This is a genomic window from Muricauda sp. MAR_2010_75 (genome assembly GCF_000745185.1).
Taxonomy (GTDB): Bacteria; Bacteroidota; Bacteroidia; order Flavobacteriales; family Flavobacteriaceae; genus Flagellimonas.
The window spans coordinates 2,772,501-2,794,054 of sequence record NZ_JQNJ01000001.1; the positions used below are offsets into that span (position 1 = coordinate 2,772,501).

Below are 21,554 nucleotides of genomic sequence, written 5' to 3' on the forward strand. Positions count from 1 at the left end.
ACCATGGAAGAACTCAGTGCTGTTGTTGATGAAGCCCATAAACATGGTTTGAAGGTTGTAGCGCATGGACATCGACCTGAAGAAATCCGCAGAGGACTGGAAGTTGGCGTTGATTGTTTTGAACATACTGGATTGTCATCAGCACCGCGTTATCCAGATGATGTTATCAAAATGATTGAGGAGCGTACAGCCCAAATGAACAAAGGCCCCATGTTTTGGTGTCCTACCGTTGAAGGACTCTACAATTACGAATATTTAAGAGATAATCAAGAAGTATTGGATAATGATTCATGGCATTTGGGATTGCCTGATACGGTCATAGCGGACATTAAAAACAGTTTTAAACATCCAGATAGACTTCCTTACTTTCAATTAACCCCTTCTAGAAGACCAACGTTGCAGACCAAGGTGCAACAGTTATTGGATGCTGGTGTTGTATTGTTGATTGGAACCGATAGTGGGATTCCCATGAAATTTCACAGTCAATCCACCTGGAATGAGCTGGATGTTTGGGTAAACGAATTTGGAATAGACCCCATGTATGCCATTCGCTCTGCTACCTACTGGCCTGCCCTTTGGATGGGTGTTGCCGATGATGTGGGTACGGTTACACCAGGCAAGTATGCCGATATTATTGCTGTTAAAGGGGATGTGTTGCGGTATATTGACTTGCTTCAAGATGTGGATTTGGTGGTTAAACACGGTAAACGGTATAAATAAATTTTCTTGACACCTAAATCAGACCCTGTTCTACTGGAAGAAAAATGGAATGCCTATTCGCATGCCTTTGGGATATTCCTGTCTATAATGGGTAGTAGGGTTTTATTTCAGGAAGATTTGATTGGAACACCTTATTTGTATGGAAGTGTTTTGGTCTATTGTTTGTCCTTGGTTCATTTGTTTACGGCTTCCACGGTTTATCATTCTGTTCAAAATCCGAAGTTGAAAAAGAAATTTCGCATCTGGGACCATATCAGTATTTATTATTTGATAGCCGGTACCTATACGCCCGTTTGTCTTACCATACTTCTACCTTCCAAAGGGTGGCTGTTGTTTTATTTGGTTTGGGGAATTGCTTTGTTCGGGACAATCCTAAAGCTTTTCTTTACGGGTAGATTCGAAGTTTTTTCCCTTGTACTTTATGGAATCATGGGTTGGATCATTGTAATTGATTTACCCTATTTACTTGAAAATTTTTCTAGATCAGAATTAGTGTACTTATCCTTGGGTGGGGCCTTTTATACATTAGGAATCATTTTTTATGCGGTAAAAAAAATACCATACAATCATTTGATATGGCATTTCTTTGTTTTGGGCGGAGCCATTAGTCATTGGATCATGATTCTTAAAATAATATCCCGATAAATTTTCATATAGGCTATGACCTAATCTATATCAAATAAGCAATCCCGATTCCTAGAATAATAACCACTAACTTTCTCAAATTGAAGGCATGTCCTTGCGAGCTTTCAAACAGAATAATGGTTGAAATATGAAGGAACACCCCAATGGCCAAAGAGGTCAAAATGAATCCATAATGGCCCACCCATTCAGATTGTGTGGCCACATAACTTCCTATTGGGGTCATCAATGAAAACAGGGCCACAAAGAGCAGGCTCCATGCAAGCTTCATTTTCGAGTTGATCAAGAAAGTGCTGAGAATGATGGCCACTGGGATTTTATGGATAATGATGCCATACAAAATGGGAGCATTGCCGTGTATGGGCACTCCTTCCACCAAAGCATGTATGCAAAGGCTCAAGAAAAGCAAAAAAGGAAATTTATTTTCTTCCAGATTAAAATGCATATGCCCGTGTTCCGCACCTTTTGAAAAGAACTCCAAGAAAATTTGGAGTAGTATTCCCGCCAGAATGAACAAGGCAATGATTTTTGGGTCATGGCCCTCATATACTTCGGGAAGCAGTTCAAAAAAAGTCAGGGCCAACAAAAATGCACCGCTAAAGGCCAGCAGTAGCTTTATGTTGCTTGTGTTTTTGGGTTTCACCCCCCAAACAAAGAAAAAACTGGCCCAGACAGCCACAATGGGGATTAGGAACACGATTAAAAAAGGAAAATCCATAAGCTGGGTTGAAGGGTTAAAAATAGCCTATTTTTGTGGAAAGATTTAAAGAAAAGATGGTAGGGAATTTTAAGATGTTGGCCAAGACCCTTTATGGATTTGAACCACTTCTGGCAAAAGAGCTACGGAATTTAGGCGCGGGCCATGTAGAGGAGGGTGTTAGAAACGTAACTTTTGAAGGGGACACAGGATTTCTCTATAAGGCCAACCTCTGCTTGCGCACTGCGCTAAAAGTGCTGAAACCGATAGCCACGTTTAAGGTTTACAATGAAAAGGACCTTTACAACAATATCTATACGTTGGATTGGCCCGGTTTATTTCATCAAGACAAGACCTTTGCCATTGACACCACAATGAGTTCGGAGGTTTTCAACAACTCCATGTTCGTCTCCTTGAAGTCCAAAGATGCCCTAGTGGATAAGTTTCGGGAGGTGGTAAGGCAACGGCCCAATGTAAATTCCCAAGATGCCGATGTGCGTATCAACATTCATATCCATAAGAATGATTGTACGGTTTCATTGGACAGTTCGGGTAACTCCCTCCACCAGCGAGGGTATCGGATTTTGACGAATATTGCTCCCATAAATGAAGTTTTGGCCGCAGGCCTGCTTTTAAAAAGCGGTTGGGACGGGCAAACGGATTTTCTTGACCCCATGTGCGGTAGTGGCACAATTTTGATTGAAGCGGGAATGATAGCCTGTAATATTCCGGCAAACATTAATAGGGAATCCTATGCCTTTATGAATTGGGCGGATTATGATGCAGAACTGCATAAAAAAATTGTTGATTCCAGTTTGAACAAAACTCGGGAATTCCATCACAAAATTATTGGTTATGACAAGGCACCTTCTGCGGTGCGAAAGTCGCAGGAGAATGTTGACAATGCCAATCTATCTGAATACATAACCATAGAACGAAAGGATTTTTTTAGGACGGAAAAGCCGGTTGAAGGAAAATTGCACATGGTATTCAATCCGCCTTATGGCGAACGTCTTCCCATTGAAATGGAGGAATTTTACACTAGAATAGGGGATACCCTAAAACAAAACTACCCAGGAACGGACGCTTGGCTGATTACTTCCAATATGGAGGCCTTAAAGTATGTTGGGCTTAAGACGTCTCGTAAAATAAGGGCTTTCAATGGAAAACTGGAGGCCCGATTGGTCCACTATGAAATGTATGAAGGCAGTAAGAAGGCAAAATTTAAGGACAGCTGATGACAGGCATTTCATTAATGAGATCAATGTTAAGTTAAAATTTACTTAAGTTTACCAAAATGTTTACATTTGAACTCTTGAAAAAGCAAGCTAACTAACTCAAGAAAATTTAGATTGCTAACTAACTCAAATTAATTACTGACGAAAAGAGCCTGCAATGCAGGCTCTTTTTTATTTTCAGTCTTTTTTCATTTATCGGACCAGATGGCCAATTCATTGCCCGATGGATCTGTAAAATGAAACCTACGTCCACCTGGAAATGAAAAAATGTCCTTTACGACGGTTCCTCCTGCTTGCACCACTCTTTTTTGAATGTCCTCCAAATTTTCATGATAAAGCACAATAAGCGCGCCATTTACAATATTTTCTTTTGTTTTTTCAAATCCACCCTCAAGGCCACTTTCCGAGAAAGCGGTGTAATCCGGTCCATAATCGGTAAAGGTCCATCCAAAGGCTCCAGTGTAGAACGCTTTTGTTTTCTCAAGGTCCTTAGCCTTAAACTCTACATAGTTGATTAGTATAGTATTGTTCATTTCCATAAGTAATTGTTCCTCAATTTACTTATTTATCTGAATAGTGAATGACTCTAATCTCTATAGCTTTAGGTTTTTGATAGTATTTGTCTTCAAAAACAATGCGTTGTGTCCAGTTTTTCTTTTCATCTAAAAGTATGTATTTGTAGTAAGATGAATCCATGGCATCATGATTGGAAGAAAATATAAGATATGAGTCCATATGTCCCAAATCATTATAGTTATAGCGAATTGTTCCTTGAGTCTTATGTGAGGTTGTTTTTGTATTTTCATTTTGAAAGGTAGTGTGGGTTCTAAGGCCATTCTGAATAGTAGTTTTTTCCGAATAGAAGGTTTGGTCTTGCTTTACTAATGACTTAAGTTCACTTGAATCTGTTCTTATGATCTTTATGGAAACTGCATATGTATCAGAGCCAATGATTTTAATAGCGGTATTGTTATAATAATCCCCATGAAATTCTAGAGTTGTTTTGATGTTCCAACGAAAATTCTCAGATTCATTCTTGGTAATCTCTCCTTTTGAATCAAAAAATAGTTTGTCCACAGAAATGATTTTTCGAGTAACATAACTTCTGTTTCCCAATGGGAAAATATCGTAGGTGTATGTTTCAACGCTGGAAACCTTATCCCTTAGACACAGATAATTCAATGTTTTTTGCGTATTCACTTTTTCAACCAAAGGTTTTACAAGTTGCTGACCTTTTTTATAACGAAAGACACTTTTCAACTCTGCATTTTTAATAGTGAACGTCTTATTGCAAAAGTCTACAAACTCAAAAATGAGCCCATCTTTGAATTCCTTTTGAGCCTCATCGTCCAAAAAGAACATGGCCAAACGTATTATGGGGCCAATTTCCGTCAGCGCATAAATACCATGAGCATCTATCAGTTTTTCACTTCTGATGGCTCTAATGCTTACATTAAATGAACCTGCTTCGATTGGATCATGGGTAAGAGCATTTTCATAAATAAGTAACTCTATGCTTTCTATAAACTTTGTTTCATCATTTTCTTTAAAATTGGACAATTGAGTTTTTATGTCCTGAATCTTGGAAGGGTCTTCTTTAAAAGATAGGCTTTCAAAAAAAATACCACCATCCTCTTCCGAAAAACTGGATGGATAATCAATCTCCCAATCCCCGTTCAGGTGGCCTTTCCCATCGGGCCCATTTTTAATTTCCGCCTTTTGTATTTGGACTGTGGATGAACAATTGCAAAAAAATAGCATGCATAGGATATAGATTAATTTATTGCAATACTGGTTGTACATTCCTTTTGTTTATTGAAAGTCAAGTATACAACTGTTGGTACAAAAACGATCCTATAAATTGGTGGATTGACCAATATAATTGATGGAACTTTCTTTTTTTGGAAAAAAGCTATTGGCAAGGGGATTTCAGATGGGCTTATTGTGATTCTGGGACAGCTTCCTTTTTCTTTTTTGACTTCTTATACAATGGAATAAAGTAGGAGAGGGAATAGTTGTATCCCACGCCAAAATTGCTGCCATCGGTCACCTTATTGAATCCGGGAATCCAAAGGTTGGGAAAACGCTCATCCTCTTTGTTCGTTATCAAAAAACCCAATCGTGCACTCATGCCAATGTAAATATTGGCAAAAAGTTCCACTTTTACACCCATAACAAATTCCAACCAAGAAGCGCTGAGTCCACTAAACTCCACATTGGGATCCGAGCCCGGTAAAAAATCGGGATTAAAGAATTGGTTGCTTTCAAAAATATTGTATTCATTCAGGGTTTGGCTAAAGCTGGCAACGGCATAACGTCCACCAATGGTAATGGCATTGTTCATCCCAAACCAGTTTTCATAGGTGTTAATGTCCACCCCGGCTTTAATGTAGCTGCCAGAAGTTTCATATTCATACAATATGGTGTGGCCCAGAGTTTCATCCTGGAGCTTTGTTTCATTGCCTATTTCGGCGGCCAGATACAATTTTCGGGTGAGTCGGTAGTCGCCCACAAGCTCGAGCCCGGTATAGTCCTCATCAATAAAGGAAAACGTTAACCTACTTAAATCGGCACCAACGCGCAGCCCAAACTCATCTTTATATTCCACCGTATCCTTTTGTTGAAGATCTATAGGCTTGCTTTGTCCCATTGCCAAGAAAGGAAGGGATGCGATAAAGAGACTAATGAAATATTTTGACATGGATATTGTTAGAATTTTCTACAGTTGGTTGCACTATGCGAATGTCTTGAATCCAGTTGTTCTCGCTTTCTTGCAATGTTATGGATAAACCATCATAATTGATTACAAAACCGCAAGCCCTTGAAACGAAAGCTTCACTGGTTGTGTAGGAAATGGTCAAAGGATCAACGTCTCCGGTTTCCATTTCGGTTTCTTCATCATCCGCTGAATCCATAATAAATTCATAAGAGGTATTTGTGGCATTTATCCGCAGGGGAACAAGCAAAGAATCCGGTGAATCGGCCCTATCATTAAAACTATCATTGTCTAAAACGCTGTCATTATCCAAAGCCCTAATTCGTAATGAAGGTACTTCCTTGGCAACGGTGGTATCTTCAATGTCAAAAAAGCCAATGACCAACAGTGGGGTGTCACCATCTATGCAAATGTCATCTTTTTCACAGGATGAAATTTGGATAAGTAGTGCGGTGACAAGTAAGATGGGGAGAATTTTTTTCATTCCAGTATTATGCAGGTTTTAAAATCAAAAATTATACCCGTTTTTCCAAAAGTACAACATTTTCAACGTGGTGGGTCTGTGGGAACATGTCCACGGGCTGCACCTTGGTTACTTGGTACATTTCTTTCATTAGGGCCAGGTCCCGTGCCTGGGTGGCACTATTGCAACTTACGTACACAATTTTTCCTGGGGCTACCTGTATCAGTTGTTCCACCACATCTTTATGCATACCATCCCTCGGTGGGTCGGTAATAATGATGTCGGGTTTTCCGTGCAGGGCAATGAATGATTGGTTAAAGACATTCTTCATATCTCCTACAAAGAATTCCACATTGCCTATATTATTGTGCTCTGCATTGGCAATTGCATCCTCAATAGCTTCCGGAACGGATTCAACCCCAATCACTTTTTTCGCTTTTTTGGCCACAAATTGGGCAATGGTACCAGTTCCTGTGTAAAAGTCATATACCACTTCGTTTCCTGAGAGATTGGCAAAATCACGTGCCACTTTGTACAGCTCGTAGGCTTGTTCCGAATTGGTCTGGTAGAACGATTTTGCATTGATCTTGAACTGCAGCCCTTCCATTTCCTCAACAATATGATCACGGCCCGAAAAACAGATGACCTCTTGATCGTAAATAGTATCGTTTTGTTTGGAATTGATGACATACAGCAAAGCTGTGATTTCCGGGAAACGTTCTTTTAAGTGGTTTAGTAAAAGCTCTCGTTGCTCCAAATTATCCTCGTAAAATTGAATCAAAACCATGATTTCCCCGGTTGAAGCCGTTCTGATCATCAATGTCCGTAAAAGGCCTTCCTGCTTTCTGGGATCGAAAAAGGAAAGCCCATTTTTTTGGGCAAAGTTTTTGGTTTCCAGACGAATGGCATTGGACGGGTCTTGCTGCAAATGGCATTTTTTGATGTCCAATATTTTGTCCCACATTCCGGGAATATGAAAGCCCAGTGCATTTCTGTCTTCAATGTCAGTATCAGAATTGATTTCCTCTTGGGTGAGCCATCTGCTATTGGAAAAGGAAAATTCCATTTTATTTCGGTAGAAATATTGCTTTTTTGAGCCTAAAATGGGGGTGGTTTCCGGTAATTCCAGATGCCCAATACGCCTAAGGTTGTTCTCTACCTCACGTTGTTTAAAAGACAATTGATGTTCATAGGCCATATTCTGCCATTTGCATCCCCCACAAACCCCAAAATGCTCACATTCGGGTGTCGTTCGTTTTGGGGATAAGCTATGAAAATGGGTGGCCATTCCTTCAAAATAGGCCTTTCTTTTTTTGGTGGTCATTACATCCACCACATCGCCCGGCACGGCGTTGGATAGAAATATGACCCGACCATCCGGGGCTTTCCCAACCGACTTGCCCTTGGCTCCCGCATCAATGACCTCTACCTGTTCAAATGTCTGTCTCCTGTTCTTTTTCCGCATGGGGCAAAAGTAAGTTCTTTTTGGTATTTGGCATCGGGCAGCTTCTTAAATTGACCCTAAACTTTATTGACATTCTTACTATTGGAATACGCTTTGGTTTTAATCAATAATTTGTAATTTGCGGGCACTTCAAGGGATGATTTCTCTCCCACGCTGCTTTTTCGAGACTTCGAAAGAATAAAGGTAAGGTAGGAATGGTTATTTTATTGATTTAAAACTATTTAAAATGGCTGTTTTAGAGCATTTAACATCGCAGCAAGCGATTGATTTGGAAAACAAGTATGGAGCCCATAACTATCACCCGCTACCTGTGGTTTTGAGCCGAGGTGAAGGTGTGTATGTTTGGGACGTGGAAGGCAATAGGTATTACGATTTTTTGTCGGCCTATTCCGCAGTGAACCAAGGGCATTGTCACCCCAAGATTGTTGGGGCAATGCTAGATCAGGCCAAAACCTTGACCCTGACCTCAAGAGCATTTTACAATGACATGTTGGGCAGATTTGAGGAATACGCCACCTCCACCTTTGGGTTCGATAAGCTTTTGCCCATGAACACAGGAGCGGAAGCTGTTGAAACTGCATTGAAAGTTTGTAGACGATGGGCCTATCAAAAAAAGGAAATCCCTGAGAACCAAGCTCAAATTATTGTGTGTGAGAACAACTTTCACGGGCGTACCACAACCATTATTTCTTTTTCCAATGACCCCGTGGCAAAGGAAGATTATGGCCCCTATACCCAAGGGTTTATAAAAATAGAATACGACAATTTGGATGCTTTGGAGAGAGCTTTGGAAAGCAACCCACATGCGGCAGGTTTTTTGGTGGAACCCATTCAAGGTGAAGCCGGGGTTTACGTCCCCTCGGAGGGATATTTAAAAAAGGCCAAAGCATTATGTGAAAAGTACAATGTGCTTTTTATTGCTGATGAAGTTCAGACAGGAATAGGTAGGACTGGAAAAATGTTGGCCGTTGATCATGAAAATGTAAAACCCGATATATTGATTTTAGGCAAAGCCCTCTCGGGAGGGGCCTATCCGGTTTCGGCAGTTTTGGCCAATGATGAGATCATGGAAGTTATAACCCCAGGAAGTCATGGAAGTACTTTTGGCGGTAATCCTATTGCTGCAGCTGTTGGCATGGCCGCCCTTGAAGTAATCAAAGAGGAAGGGTTGGCCCAAAACGCTGAAGAATTGGGGAAGGTTTTTAGGGATGAGCTCAACAAATTTATTCCCACTTGCGCTTTGGTGGAGAAGGTACGTGGAAAAGGATTGCTCAATGCCATCGTTATTAACGATTCGGAAGATAGTTCCACTGCGTGGGACATTTGCATGGCGTTAAAGAAGAATGGCCTCTTGGCGAAACCCACCCACGGGAACATCATTCGTTTTGCACCACCTTTGGTAATGAACCATGAGCAATTGCTGGATTGTGTCTCGATTATCATCAAGACCTTGCAGAATTTCTCTAAATAGAATTTATGTGTTTTAAAATAAAAAGGGCCGTGAATTCACGGCCCTTTCTTGGTAGTATCAATACTAGTTTCTTATAAAAACTTGTAACCAACTCCCACGGTCAAATAATTTCCCCTAACCTTGACATCTTCGTCTCCGGTATAGGAATTATTGATTTGGAATGTGTATCTGGCTTCAATGAAAAAGTCTTCATCAATATCATAGCCAACGCCTCCAGCAATATCAAATTCAACGCTGCTAAAATCCTCTGGGGTGTCTTCAAAAGAGAATACCAATTGGGGACCAGCTTGAAAGTTGAATTTCTCAGAAATGGCAAACTTACCTAGAATGGGCAGCATTAAACCATTAGATCCATCTATACTGGCAAAAAGAAGTTCTGGCTGCACATTGAAATTTTCAGCGACGTTAAAATCAGCCACAGCACCTAAGTAAAAACCAGATTCTGATGCAGATATGCTAATACCGTCAGCTTTTACACTTCCCCGGGCATTAAGATATCCTGCTGTTGCACCAAACCTAGCCTCCTGCGCTTGTGAAAAAGAAACACATCCAAATACTACAACGACTACTAAAAAAAGTTTTTTCATGTTTGTCTAAAATTTATGTTTAGCCGGCAAATATAGAAATATAATTGAATGAAGAATTTATTTTTTATCAGTAGAAGAGGCTAAAAAAGAAAGTTTTTTCTTATAGAATTCTACTTTTTGAGTAGCTTTTAGGACACGGCCGGCTCTAGTAAACGGAGCCGTTTTTTATGGGCATCAAAATAGGCGTTTATGCCAATGGGAATCGTTAGATTGTGGGGAACATGCCCAAAGCTCATTCCATACATAGCAGGAATTCCTAAAGGGGCTATCCGATCCATAATTACCTCTTTTAGTGTAAAGTTATCGCTTGTTTTTAGCCTATCGCAACCTTTAAACACACCGAGTATTATTCCTTTGGCTTTGGGTAATGTGGCACTTGCTGCAAATTGTGTGAGCATACGGTCAATTCGATAAGGGGCTTCTTCCACCTCTTCCAAAAAGACCAATTTATCCGTAAAGTCAATTTCGTAAGGAGTTCCCATCATGGCTGTTACCAAAGAAAGATTGCCCCCTACCAGTTCGCCCTCACCGGTGCCACCGTAAATAGTATACCTATGGTATTCGGAGTTCATGTAATCCTCAGGATCAGATAAAATTACATTTTTCATGGGCAGGATTTCCGGTCCTTCCATTACGATGCGCTTAAAATAAGTTTGGCTGTATTCATCATCCAGTGTTGTACCCACCGGACCATGGAAGCCAACAAGTCCTGTTTCTTTGTAAATGGTATTGATCAATGCCGTAATATCACTAAAACCAATGAGGGGTTTAGGGTTTTGCTTGATTGTGTCATAATCCAACAAGTCCAAGATTCTGGTACAGCCATAGCCACCACGGGCACAAAGAATGGCATCTACATTTGGATTGGTGAACATTTCCATGAGATCCTTTGCCCGTTCCTCATCGGTATTGCTAAAATATCCCTCGTAGTCTAAAATGCGATGGGTATGATGGGTCTTGAACCCCATTTTTTCCAACGTTTCCACGGCAAGGTAGAATTTTTCGGGATCTATGGAATACCCAGGAGCCACCAGCCCAATGGTACCACCTTTTTTAAGCTTTTTTGGTTTGATCCTGGTTTGTCTGGATTCAAGTGGAACCTGGCTCCAACCTGTTTTATGTAACAAAGTTGTGGTCCCCAGTGCAGCGAGGGATTTTAAAAAGACTCTTCTTTTAGACATGGAATCGAAGTTGCATTAATATGACCAACGGTAAATTGCCATGGTAAAAATGCAAAAAAATAATGAATTGTTTTGCTGCTATTATTTGCTATTGCGCTGAGAACGTCTCAATTGCCTCTGAATTTTTCGGATAGCGGACTCAATGGACTTTTCAGGTTCGATAATATTGTACTCGCCCCAAAAATCAGGATCGGAGAAGCCAATGGCCTCATCACTCAAAATTATTGATTTTTTAACCCTTTCCCGATTTCTGGGCAGCTGACCACTTTCATTCTTTTCCCAATCGGTCACGGCCATTTCAGCAGTCATGCTGTAAACAGAGTTGAACAGTTTGTCCGCCCAGTCCACCTTGAACTCCATCATTACACTGCTATAGCCATAATACCATTTACCTCCTTTTTCGCGATAATCCACCCGGTAGGCCACTTCGGTGGGCCAAACATCCACACCTGATGGTTTTCTGCGCACAAAGAGTCGGGCGGCCATATCCCTATCTGTAATATTCAAATGATAAATGGCACTGGTCAACGTTTTGTTTTCCACATCAATAAAAAGTTCACCTCCGTAGAGCGGTTCCAAAATAGTTTCCAACTGGTTGAATTTAATGACATAGATCAAACGATTGTTGATTCGTGTAGAACGGTCAAAAGAAAATTTATAATTGTCAACGGAACCATCTGCAAAAATGTATTCGGGATATTTCATGATATCCACATAAAGGGTGTTGAACGGCCCTCCCTGCAGTTTTAATGCAACCGTATCCAGTTTGCTGTAGTCTGTGCTCTTTCGGGCTTTGTACAATTCAACGGCATCATTTCTAGGAGAATTGTAGGGTGTTTTGTAGATACTTACCACGGCTTCGGACAGGGACACATTTCTCCTTCTTTTTTTGATGGTCTCCCTGTAAAATGCAGTCATTAAGGTGTGGTCGTCAAAATAATTATCGCCTTTTCGGGCCAAGGTCTCCTTAACCAGGGCAGTGGCATCCTTGGGGGCGTTGATGTTGATTTCGGAAAGCTGTGTCACCGATACAAGCAAACCAATTGTGTTGTCTTCCGGCTGAAATTGAAGCAAAGGAATGGTTTTGGTCCTGTATCCCAAGAATGATACAATGACATTGCCGTCTGTAATATCTTTGGGAACCTTCAATAGAAAATCACCTTCGGTATTGGTAATGGTGCTGATATTGGTACCTTCCACAGAAATTGTGGCAAATACCAAAGGTTTATTGGTGGATTCATCAACCACTTCACCCCGATATTGGTTGTAGTCATTGTCATCCTGACCTTCTTGAAAAGCCCAAGAATGGGTCGGAAAAAACAACAGACCGACCAACATCAAAAAAAGGAAAGTTATTCTTTTGGAAAAAAGGGTCATCAAGCGCATATCCATATAATTTATACCTAAAGATTCTACTAAAGATACAAAATTTAGGATATCAAAATTCCCTTGGTTTTCTTAAAATTTTGGACTTAAACGGTTTAAAATCAATAATAAGGAAATTTAGTCCACCATAAAAAGTGCATTGGCAAAAAACAGTTTTCCGTTTTCCCAAAAACCACGGAACAAGGGGTTGTCCACCATATATATAACCTGACCGGAGCCAACGTTATCCACTCCAAAAACAAGGGATTCTTTCACCTTTTTCCGGGCTTCACTTCCAGCAAACCCCGAAAACGGTTTGGTGTTTTTCTCCAAATACACCACATTGCCACTATCCAGGTAATTATAACTGGCATTTCCTAGTTTTAGGGTGAAATAATCGTTGTTATACCCATAGGCCAAAGGATGGGTGTTGTCCACTTTGGTCTTGAAGATAGCACCAGTGATGGCATCCTTGATGCGTTCTCTTTCTGAGTTCTTATGGGGACTTAGTGCGTTGGCTGCTGAGTCATTTTCCATTTCTTTTTTGCGAATTCCGAAGCCATCTTCACCATCAAGAGCATCAATGGCGCCACCCATGGCAATGATTTTTCCGCCTTTTTTGACCCACTGTTGCAATTGCTTGAGCTGCTTTTCATTGAAATGGTCACCGTACCGCCCTCCGGGAAGAATCAAAATGTTGTATTCGTCCAAGTCCACTCGGTCGGCATATTCGTCATCTATCACAGTAATGGGATAGTGTAATTGTTGCTCAAAAAAGTGCCATATTTCGCCAAAGCGAAGGGTGGAGGTGGGGCCGCCTGACAATACCGCAATCTTCGGTTCGGTAATCATTTTAATGGAAGATGAACCAAAATCCTTGCCCGAATCCACAAAACCTGTTTTGGAACTGGTTATGGTTTTTCCGTACTTCTCAGAAGTGGTTTTGAGCACATCCAGAAAATCTTCTTTGTATTGGTTGTCACCTTTGGTAATGATCAAGGTGCCTCGATCAAAAGATTGCCCTTCCATGGAAAAAGGATGGTCTGCTTTACGAATGCGAATACCTGATTTAAACAATTCTGCTAGGAATCTGGCATCTTTTAAGCTGTTCCAATCCGTGATATAAGCATAACTATCCGGGACGATGGTACTACTGGAAGCTGTTTGGTTTACTTCCGCATTGGCAGAAACCAATGAAGTGGAAGCAATCGCATCCAATCCATAGGCGTAGGGAAGTGACCATGCTGTGATATCATAGGTGAGGGAATCACTCAACTTGGCATTGGGCTCAAACAAGACCTTTACCAAAGTGCCCTTAGTCTGATTGGTTGAAACGACCAGACTGTTGTTGGTGGTTGACATGCTTCCATTATCTCCAGTGCTGTAGTCAAATCCTTTTACGGTTCCGTTGGAAGGACTGCCGTACTCTATTTTATGCTTGTCAAGCAGCGATTTTAAGGCATCAATTTTATCCTTATCGCCATTGAGCACATAGCTTTTGAATTTAAAATTTTGGTTTTTGTAGAATTTTTTGAATTCCGTATTCAAACGCTCCGCATTTTGGGAAGAAACCTCAACGGTGGACATTCCCGTGGTGAAGTGATGGGCAATTCGGTCCTTTAGGGTAAGTGTATCACCAATTGCTGTGATTACGCCCAATCCACCCTGGCCACCGCCACCTTGCTCATAGGTCATTCCAATGGCGCCATTGTATGTTGGGTAGGTATCTCCATAACTGGGATAAAATAGGTCAAAAACCTCTTTGGTAAAGTAAAACCAACCGTTTGCATCAAAATATTTGGCGTGGTTTTTACCCAAAGTAACCTGAAAATCGCGCTGGAAGCTGGTTATCACTTCGTGATAGGGCTCAGCAGCAGGGGCAAAATAATACGGATTGTTCATGCCTTGCTCATGAAAGTCCACATGCACATGGGGCAGCCATTCATTATAGACCTTGAGTCGTTGTTGGCTCTCTACCTGTGTCAACCAGGCCCAATCACGGTTCAGATCGAACATGTAGTGGTTACTCCGCCCATTCCACCAACCTTCGTGGTGTTCCTTACTGTTGTAATCCACTTGATAAGGCGTGTTTTTGTATTGGTTGTACCAATTGCTGTATCGGTCACGTCCATCAGGGTTGATACAGGGGTCTATAATCACCACTGTATTTTCCAAATACTGACTTTTGGCTGTCAAAAGCTCGTAAATGGTCTTCATGGAAGCCTCGGTGCTCACACTTTCATTCCCGTGTACGTTGTAGCTCAACCAAACAATGGCCTTGGAGGTATTTCCGCCCTCTTGGGTATCTTTTAAATGCTCTTGACGGATGTTTTCCAAATTGGAGATATTCTCAGCAGAAGACACATAGGCCAAAAGTAAAGGCCTACGCTCGTTCGTTTTACCATAAACAGTCAACTTTACCCTATCTGGAGCTTCGTTGGCCAAATATTCATAGTAATCAACCACCTCATGGTGGCGGGTAAATTGGGAACCCAATTCATACCCTAAAAATTCTGAAGGGGACAGTAATTGTGCTGAAGCGGAACCAAAAAAGGTGAAAATTGCAACGAACGAGAGTAAAAATTTTGACATGAATGAGGTGATTAATAGAAACCAAATCTAACAATAAATTGACCTATTGTCATAATTTTTGTTCAAGAAGGGCGATTTGTAATTAACGTATTTTTAGGATGAGAAAAAAAGAAGAGGGTTATCTTTGACCACCTCATTGCAGTGTTAATGGAAGTAGATTGTATACCCTTTAAAGAAACCGGTTATTTTTCCAAGCTTATTTGCGACTATTTGGATCAACGTGAAGATTTGAAACCATTTTATAACCGATTTCCCTCAGCTGAAAATTTTAAGGACCAAATAGATGAAAAGAAGGCCAATTACCCAACGGCTCACCGAAAAATACTGGTCGAAGCTCTAAAGAATCAATATAAAGGATTTGAGGTTTCTGAAGCCACCGAGGCGAACATTGCAGCCCTGGGCAATGAGACAACATTCACCATTGTAACGGGCCATCAGCTGAATTTGTTCACTGGACCGTTGTATTTTCTTTATAAGATAGTATCGACCCTAAATTTGGCCAGGGAACTCAAAAATTCCCATATCGATGCTCATTTTGTTCCGGTGTATTGGATGGCCACGGAGGATCATGATTTTGATGAGATCAATTATTTTAACCTCCACGGGAAAAAAATCCAATGGAACCGTTCGGCATCGGGAGCAGTAGGTGCACTGAGCACCGATGGACTGGATGCTGTGTTCGAAATGTTATCTGCGGAATTGGGAAATACGCGAAATGCTGAGGAACTCAAAAAACTTTTCAAAAAGGCATATTTGGAACATACCAATTTAACAGATGCCACCCGCTATTTGGCCAATACGTTATTTGGTGAAGAAGGCTTGGTGATTATTGATGGTGATGATGCGGCACTGAAAAAAATGCTGATTCCTTATGCAGAGAAGGACATTTTTGAACACGTTCCTTTTCAAAAAATATCTGAGTCCATCGCAGCATTGTCCAAAGTATCTTCGGACTATTCCATTCAGGTGAACCCAAGGGAAATCAATTATTTCTATCTTAAGGATGGTGTTCGGGAACGTATCATAAAGAACCATGGAAAATATCATGTGTTCAACACCGAAATAAATTTTTCTGCCGAAGAACTGCGCGAGGAATTACATCATCATCCCGAAAGATTCTCACCTAATGTGGTGGCACGTCCGTTGTACCAAGAAGTGATTTTACCCAATCTCTGTTACATTGGGGGGGGAGGGGAGCTTGCTTATTGGCTGGAATTAAAATCTTATTTTGGGAAGCTGAATGTAGCCTTTCCAATGCTTTTGTTGCGAAATTCGGCCTTGGTCATTACAGAGAAACAGTCCAGAAAGTTGGAAAAATTGGATTTAAAAGTCTCCCACCTCTTTTTAAAACAACATCGTTTTATCAACAAAAAGATTCGGGAAATCTCCAATATCGATATTGATTTTTCACCTCAAAAAAAGTTGTTGGAGGAACAGTTTCAGCACTTATATGAACTGGCCGAACAAACGGACAAAAGTTTTTTGGGAGCGGTAAAGGCACAAGAGGTAAAACAAAAGAAAGGCTTGGATGCCCTGGAAAAACGTTTGCTAAAAGCCCAGAAAAGAAAGCTCAAAGATCATGTCATCAGGATGACCGACATCCAAAATGAACTTTTTCCCAACAGATCACTTCAGGAACGACAGCTTAATTTTTCGGAACTCTATTTGGAAATGGGTGATACCTTGATTCCAACCCTGCTGGAATCACTAGATCCATTGAGTGGTGATTTTACCATTTTAAAGTACTGATATATAAATAGTTGAGTTGTTTTAATCTATTTTTTTCAAAAAAATTTGAAAATGGGGTAGGGTATTTTTTCTTACAATTGTTCCATTACTGAAAATTGCTATGAAAATTTAAATTTGAGTTGGTTAACTCATATGTTTAGGTTGGTTTTGATTTTATTTAAAAGCCCCGGAGTGGTTCCCGGGGCTTTTGCCTTTTTACTACTTTCGATTAGGTATCAACTTAAGATTATAAACAGGGAATTATCTCCTTTTAGCATTTTCAACTAATTTATTGAGGGCATCATTGGGGTCACACCCATCCAATTCAGCTCTTGAAGCCGCAATCAATTCGTTCTTGCTGAAAATATTAAATGAACCCACTTCTTTTTCTTCCCCATTGATGACGACAAAATGGGTGAATACCTCTGTATCGTGATTATAAACAAATCCTGCACCACCAATTCCGTTGGTCAGTTCCTCAACGCAGGCTTCCACATTATCTTTCAAACTCTCCAATTCTTCCACAGTGGGTAACTGATCTACAATATCCTGTGCTTCAATCCGGATACCATCTGCTTCTTCAATATATTTTACATTATCCGCAGCCTCAAGAAGCTGCGCTTTTTGACTACTTGTCAAAATGGTTTCATTAATGGTCACGCTTCGTGTTGCGGTCATCTTCCATAAGTCACCGCAACCAAAGGTCTTGTGTCCATGGATAATGGTTACCGTAAATGTTCTATTGATGCGATCTAAGCTGGCCAAGTCACGGAGTGCTGCTTCCAATTCAGTTCGTGTAGTGGCATTGTCATTTGTTTCGTTTACCGCATTTTTTAATCGAGTCAGGGCGTTTCTGTGCCCTCGCACAATGGCATCAATCTGTCCAGAAAGATTGTCGCTGCAAAGAATACGGTCGTAATCGCTTAAATAGGAATTGATGGTACTTCTTCCCGTGGCCAAGCCAGCGGCCACTGCATCATCAATGGCGTCTTGGGCTTGATCGATGATTCCGGGCAATGCGGCCCTCAACCCTCTTAGACTGAGTTCCAATTCATACTGATCTTCAGCATCTTGAAGGTCTTGGATTGCTTGTTCCGTAGTTGCAATGGCCGCATCGATTTGTTCGGTTACCGTTTCAGAAATGCCATCGGTAAAATTATCCGGGATTGTGGCGATACACTTGGTTTCACTTTCAGTAAAAACTGCGGATGCTCCCCAAACATCATCACCCGAAACCACCTGACCTTCCATGGTAAAGGCCTCTGGTGTAGCCCGAACTGAACCTTCCATGCCTTGATTACCTGTTGGCATTTGAATTTCAAAGGAGCCCGACATTCCTATGTCAAAATTCCCGGTTTGCTCCACAAAGCCATAAGCGTTGAGGTCTCCATCAGGCATTAAGGGTATAAAATTGGGCCACCATGACAAGTCCGGGTCCACCAAACCATTGATAAAGGCCTTGGCAATTACCCCATCGTTGGTGGAAGCTTCTGCCACCACGGCTGCACTTCCCGACCCAATGGGAAAACCGAAGGAAATAAAGGAGGTTATTTCTAGGGATAAATCCAGCTGCCCGTTGATACCAGAGCGATAGTTCACCCCAAAATCGGATTCCATGGGCTCATCAAAGTTCAAGTCTGCACTAAAACCTCTATTTTGGTAATACATACCCGTAGCTTCCAATACTTTAAAAAAGGAAACGGTTCCGCCAGTCACTTGATTCGCTTGAAATGAAACCACATTGCCATCTACCGGGTTGGTGGGCAAATACATGAAATTGGAACCGAACGATCCACCGAAACTAACACTGGACAGTTTGTTGTGGCTTGAATCCCCATCGCTTCCACCATTGTTATTGTCACCTTCGTCTCCACCTCCGAGTGCATCACCTCCCAGTGAAAAGAAGAACATGGGATCGGTATAATCTGCAATAAAGGTGATGTGTCCGCCCACAGGAGCCTCAATGGAAAGGGGTTTGTGTGCATCTGGATCATCATTGACGCCGAGTTTCAACTCCAAGCCGGCAGAAATGGCAAAGACAAAATAAGAGCGCTCATCTACCAGTTGTATTTCAAAATCCCGATTCTCATTCAAAAATTTGCCAGTAAAAAAACCAATATCGGCTTGGACGGGGGTTTCAAATTCAAAGTAGTTGGAGGGTGCGGGGATTTCCGTAGTGCCGCTCATGCTTTTTAATGTGCCATCATCATTAAATTGCACGTCCAAATCTGCTTCAGCAAAAACAATGGGTTCACCAGAATCGGTATTCATGGTCAATGAACCCTCGACCAGATAGCCGTTCTCCGTTTCGGTGACGTCGCCTTCCGGTTCAAGGTCATCTTCGGTTATTCCAGCAGGGTCAGTTGGATTTTCAATATCGCATTGATTGGGACATTGTTCAGGATTGCCGCATGGGTTTTCTTTACATGGGTCGGTTCCGATAGGCTCAATATTATCTCCTTTACTACAGGAAATAGCCAATACCAGCATTAGTAGTACGGCAATTCCATGGAATGGTTTACACATTGTTTTCATGATTTATAGTTTTGTGGTTAAACTTGATTGTTGTTTTGTGTGACCCGCCCGGTAACGGTCTGCAGCCCTTAGCCGAGCAAGACCACAAAACATTCGTCAAATTCATTACACAACAAACCTAAATCACTGATTACGAGCAATGAAATATTGGAGGTGGACAACAGGTGGACATCCTTAAATTAATTAAGGGACAATCGGCGGACACCTCCATGAGGGCCTATTTTTAAAGGGATAACACCAAATCTTGCAAAGAATCTTCGGTAGTAATATCCAATTTTTTTCGAAGTCGATACCGTGCTTTTTTGATGCCCTCGGGAGAAATATTGAGAATGTTCGCAATTTCTTTGGAGGATAAATTCATCTTTAAAAGTGATAAAAGGCGAAGTTCGTTGGAGGTTACCTGGGGATATTTCGCCTTTACATTACTGTTGAAATCTTTATGGACCTCTTCAAAATACCGTGAAAAATTCTCCCAATTATTATCGTCCTGTAAATCAAAATTAATGGTGCGAATCAATTGTTGGTATCCCTTTTTTGATTCTTCTTTTTGTTTGAGTTCCTCTGCCTTTTGTTTGAGACCTTCCAAAACTTCGTTCTTTTTGGCCAGATGCAGTGCATGGGTGGTCAACTCCTTCTTTTTGAAAGCGAGTTCGGCATCGACCTTTTCTTTTTCCAGTTCATTGCGCTTCAGCTTTTGTCGGATACCATAAAAACCAAACCCAAATACCAGGACTGATAATCCAAGTCCACCCCCTAAAAGCATTTTTTGAAGACGGCTTACTTTGGCTTCTTGCTCCAAGAGTACAATCTGCTGCTCTTTTTTTTCCGTTTCATAAATGGTTCGCAGTTCTTCAATTTGTTGTGACTTTGCCGTATTGAAAATGGAATCGTTAAGCCTTATGAATTGTTTTTGGTCTTCCAAGGCTTTCTGAAACTGCCCACTCTTTTCATAAGCAAGCGACCTTCCTTCATAACCATCCTTTAGTTCGGCCAAACTTTGTATGGAATCAGCCAATTGAATGGCTTTGGTGTGATTTTCTATGGCTTCAGCCGTCTGATTTTTCTCCAGAAACAAACTTCCCAATTCGTTGTAGGAACTCACATTGTTATTGGCCGTTGTCTTGCCCAATGCTATACTTTTGTTGAGGTAATCTTCCGCTACATCTAGATTCCCCTTTTTTCTGTTGGCCAATCCCAAATTGTGGTAGCAGATGGCTTCAAAACCTTTCCTGCCCGAAGAAATAGATATTTCCAGGCTTTTATTGAAATGTTCAATGCCTTTGTCGATGTCATCAAGACCAAGGTAAGCATAGCCGATTTCGGTATGGGTAATACATTGCCAAAGGGGATTTCCTTGTTCCTCAAAAATTTTAAGACCTTCCAGTAGTGGGGGTAGGGCGGCTTCATCGTTTCCTCGAAGGCTTTCTATTCTACCTACTCCAACCAGCATGTCGGCACGTTTTTCTAAGTATGGTTTCTCAAGGGAATCCAATCCACGGAGGCCATTCAACATGTATTTTATGCCAATTTCATAACTCGCTTTGTCCATGTATATAGTGGCGATTTCTCTATTGGTTTCCACAATGCGGATACCACTTTTCATGTTTTTGGCGGTTTCCATGACCTTTTCATACAATTCAAGTGACTTGGTAAAATTGCCCTGTAATTGTTCAATCTTAGCGAGTCCATTAAAGGTTTTAAACTTACCCTCATTGTTATCCAATTCTTCCCAAATGGATGCTGCACGTTCAAAATAGTAGTGGGCCGAATCAAAAGTGTAAATACGGCGGTAGTAATTGCCGTAATTAAAAAGGGCATCCCCTTCTCCTTTTTTGTAATTGAAGGTTTTGGAGAGTTGAAGCTGTTCCTTTACGTAGGGCAGTACATCTTCAGGTTTTCTAAGATGAAATACCCCATAGTAGAGTTGGTCAAGCGTTTCAATTTTTTCAATCCCGTCCGGTTGGTTTTCATAGACTTTGAAAAGGCTATCGAGTCGCTCCTCTTTTTGGGCTTGAAGGGCGAAGCAAAAGAAAAATAAGCAGATTAAAACAAAAAGCCGGGTCTTCATGGAGGCTGAATTACCACCTAAAAATAGACATTTTGCCCCAACTTTATGAAAAAGAGCGGTTTGAGTCGATGAAAGGGAATTGTAAG

The 21,554-nt window shown here is 41.1% G+C and carries 17 protein-coding genes (1 of these 17 only partly in view); 5 read left to right on the top strand and 12 right to left on the bottom strand.

The annotated features are described in order from the left end of the window. A protein-coding gene (locus tag FG28_RS12465; protein ID WP_036383291.1) for an amidohydrolase family protein crosses the window boundary here: on the top strand, positions 1 to 720 show its 3' portion. It extends 618 nt beyond the left edge of the window; only the last 720 of its 1,338 coding nucleotides appear in the window; its start codon lies beyond the left edge, outside the window; its stop codon occupies positions 718 to 720. A gap of 6 nt (positions 721 to 726) precedes the next feature. Further along, positions 727 to 1,365, top strand: a complete 639-nt coding sequence (locus FG28_RS12470) for a hemolysin III family protein (protein WP_036383292.1) — start codon at positions 727 to 729, stop codon at positions 1,363 to 1,365. A 25-nt stretch (positions 1,366 to 1,390) separates the two neighbouring features. On the opposite strand, the gene FG28_RS12475 is transcribed toward FG28_RS12470, so the two are convergent. Further along, entirely contained in the window at positions 1,391 to 2,080 is a 690-nt protein-coding gene (locus tag FG28_RS12475; protein ID WP_036383294.1) for a ZIP family metal transporter, read from the bottom strand. 56 nt (positions 2,081 to 2,136) lie between these two features. Here FG28_RS12475 and FG28_RS12480 point away from each other — a divergent pair, with 56 nt between their 5' ends. Beyond that, complete coding sequence (locus FG28_RS12480) at positions 2,137 to 3,297, top strand: class I SAM-dependent RNA methyltransferase (protein ID WP_036383297.1); 1,161 nt, start codon at positions 2,137 to 2,139, stop codon at positions 3,295 to 3,297. A 188-nt stretch (positions 3,298 to 3,485) separates the two neighbouring features. Here FG28_RS12480 and FG28_RS12485 read toward each other — a convergent pair whose 3' ends face one another. The 5 genes from FG28_RS12485 to rlmD all read right to left on the bottom strand — a co-directional run bounded on the left by FG28_RS12485 (position 3,486) and on the right by rlmD (position 7,941). After that, positions 3,486 to 3,830 (bottom strand): VOC family protein, encoded by a 345-nt coding sequence (locus FG28_RS12485; RefSeq protein WP_036386544.1) that lies wholly within the window; start codon positions 3,828 to 3,830, stop codon positions 3,486 to 3,488. A 28-nt stretch (positions 3,831 to 3,858) separates the two neighbouring features. After that, on the bottom strand, positions 3,859 to 5,058 hold the full coding sequence (locus FG28_RS12490; protein ID WP_036383299.1) for a hypothetical protein: 1,200 nt from the start codon (positions 5,056 to 5,058) through the stop codon (positions 3,859 to 3,861). Positions 5,059 to 5,236: 178 nt separating this feature from the next. Beyond that, positions 5,237 to 5,998: a DUF6048 family protein gene (locus FG28_RS12495; RefSeq protein ID WP_036383302.1), complete on the bottom strand. Its 762-nt coding sequence runs from the start codon at positions 5,996 to 5,998 to the stop codon at positions 5,237 to 5,239. After that, the gene (locus tag FG28_RS12500; protein ID WP_036383304.1) at positions 5,979 to 6,497 is read right to left on the bottom strand and encodes a DUF6452 family protein; all 519 of its coding nucleotides are present in this window, start codon (positions 6,495 to 6,497) and stop codon (positions 5,979 to 5,981) included. The genes FG28_RS12495 and FG28_RS12500 overlap by 20 nt, the downstream gene beginning before the upstream one ends. 31 nt (positions 6,498 to 6,528) lie before the next feature. Continuing rightward, positions 6,529 to 7,941 (bottom strand): 23S rRNA (uracil(1939)-C(5))-methyltransferase RlmD, encoded by a 1,413-nt coding sequence (rlmD, locus tag FG28_RS12505; RefSeq protein ID WP_036383306.1) that lies wholly within the window; start codon positions 7,939 to 7,941, stop codon positions 6,529 to 6,531. A gap of 226 nt (positions 7,942 to 8,167) precedes the next feature. Between rlmD and rocD the strand changes: the two genes are divergently transcribed. After that, on the top strand, positions 8,168 to 9,412 hold the full coding sequence (gene rocD, locus FG28_RS12510) for an ornithine--oxo-acid transaminase (protein WP_036383308.1): 1,245 nt from the start codon (positions 8,168 to 8,170) through the stop codon (positions 9,410 to 9,412). 71 nt (positions 9,413 to 9,483) lie between these two features. Here the strand turns inward: rocD and FG28_RS12515 are convergent, their stop codons facing one another. The 4 genes from FG28_RS12515 to FG28_RS12530 all read right to left on the bottom strand — a co-directional run bounded on the left by FG28_RS12515 (position 9,484) and on the right by FG28_RS12530 (position 15,137). Next, positions 9,484 to 9,999 carry a porin family protein gene (locus FG28_RS12515; protein WP_036383311.1) on the bottom strand — a complete coding sequence of 172 codons (516 nt, stop codon included), beginning with the start codon at positions 9,997 to 9,999 and terminating at the stop codon, positions 9,484 to 9,486. 128 nt (positions 10,000 to 10,127) lie between these two features. After that, positions 10,128 to 11,180 (bottom strand): LD-carboxypeptidase, encoded by a 1,053-nt coding sequence (locus tag FG28_RS12520; protein WP_036383313.1) that lies wholly within the window; start codon positions 11,178 to 11,180, stop codon positions 10,128 to 10,130. 81 nt (positions 11,181 to 11,261) lie between these two features. Beyond that, on the bottom strand, positions 11,262 to 12,566 hold the full coding sequence (locus tag FG28_RS12525; protein WP_036386546.1) for a carboxypeptidase-like regulatory domain-containing protein: 1,305 nt from the start codon (positions 12,564 to 12,566) through the stop codon (positions 11,262 to 11,264). A 117-nt stretch (positions 12,567 to 12,683) separates the two neighbouring features. After that, positions 12,684 to 15,137, bottom strand: a complete 2,454-nt coding sequence (locus tag FG28_RS12530; protein ID WP_036383314.1) for a M14 family metallopeptidase — start codon at positions 15,135 to 15,137, stop codon at positions 12,684 to 12,686. Positions 15,138 to 15,284: 147 nt separating this feature from the next. On the opposite strand from FG28_RS12530, the gene bshC reads away from it, so the two are divergent. Next, a complete protein-coding gene (gene bshC, locus FG28_RS12535) occupies positions 15,285 to 16,886 on the top strand; it encodes a bacillithiol biosynthesis cysteine-adding enzyme BshC (protein WP_036383315.1) in 1,602 nt (533 codons plus the stop codon). Positions 16,887 to 17,126: 240 nt separating this feature from the next. Here bshC and FG28_RS12540 read toward each other — a convergent pair whose 3' ends face one another. Together FG28_RS12540 and FG28_RS12545 are read right to left on the bottom strand one after the other, a co-directional pair. Next, positions 17,127 to 19,400: a hypothetical protein gene (locus FG28_RS12540; RefSeq protein ID WP_156102273.1), complete on the bottom strand. Its 2,274-nt coding sequence runs from the start codon at positions 19,398 to 19,400 to the stop codon at positions 17,127 to 17,129. Positions 19,401 to 19,623: 223 nt separating this feature from the next. Next, a complete protein-coding gene (locus FG28_RS12545; RefSeq protein WP_036383319.1) occupies positions 19,624 to 21,468 on the bottom strand; it encodes a tetratricopeptide repeat protein in 1,845 nt (614 codons plus the stop codon). Between the last annotated feature and the right edge of the window lie 86 nt (positions 21,469 to 21,554).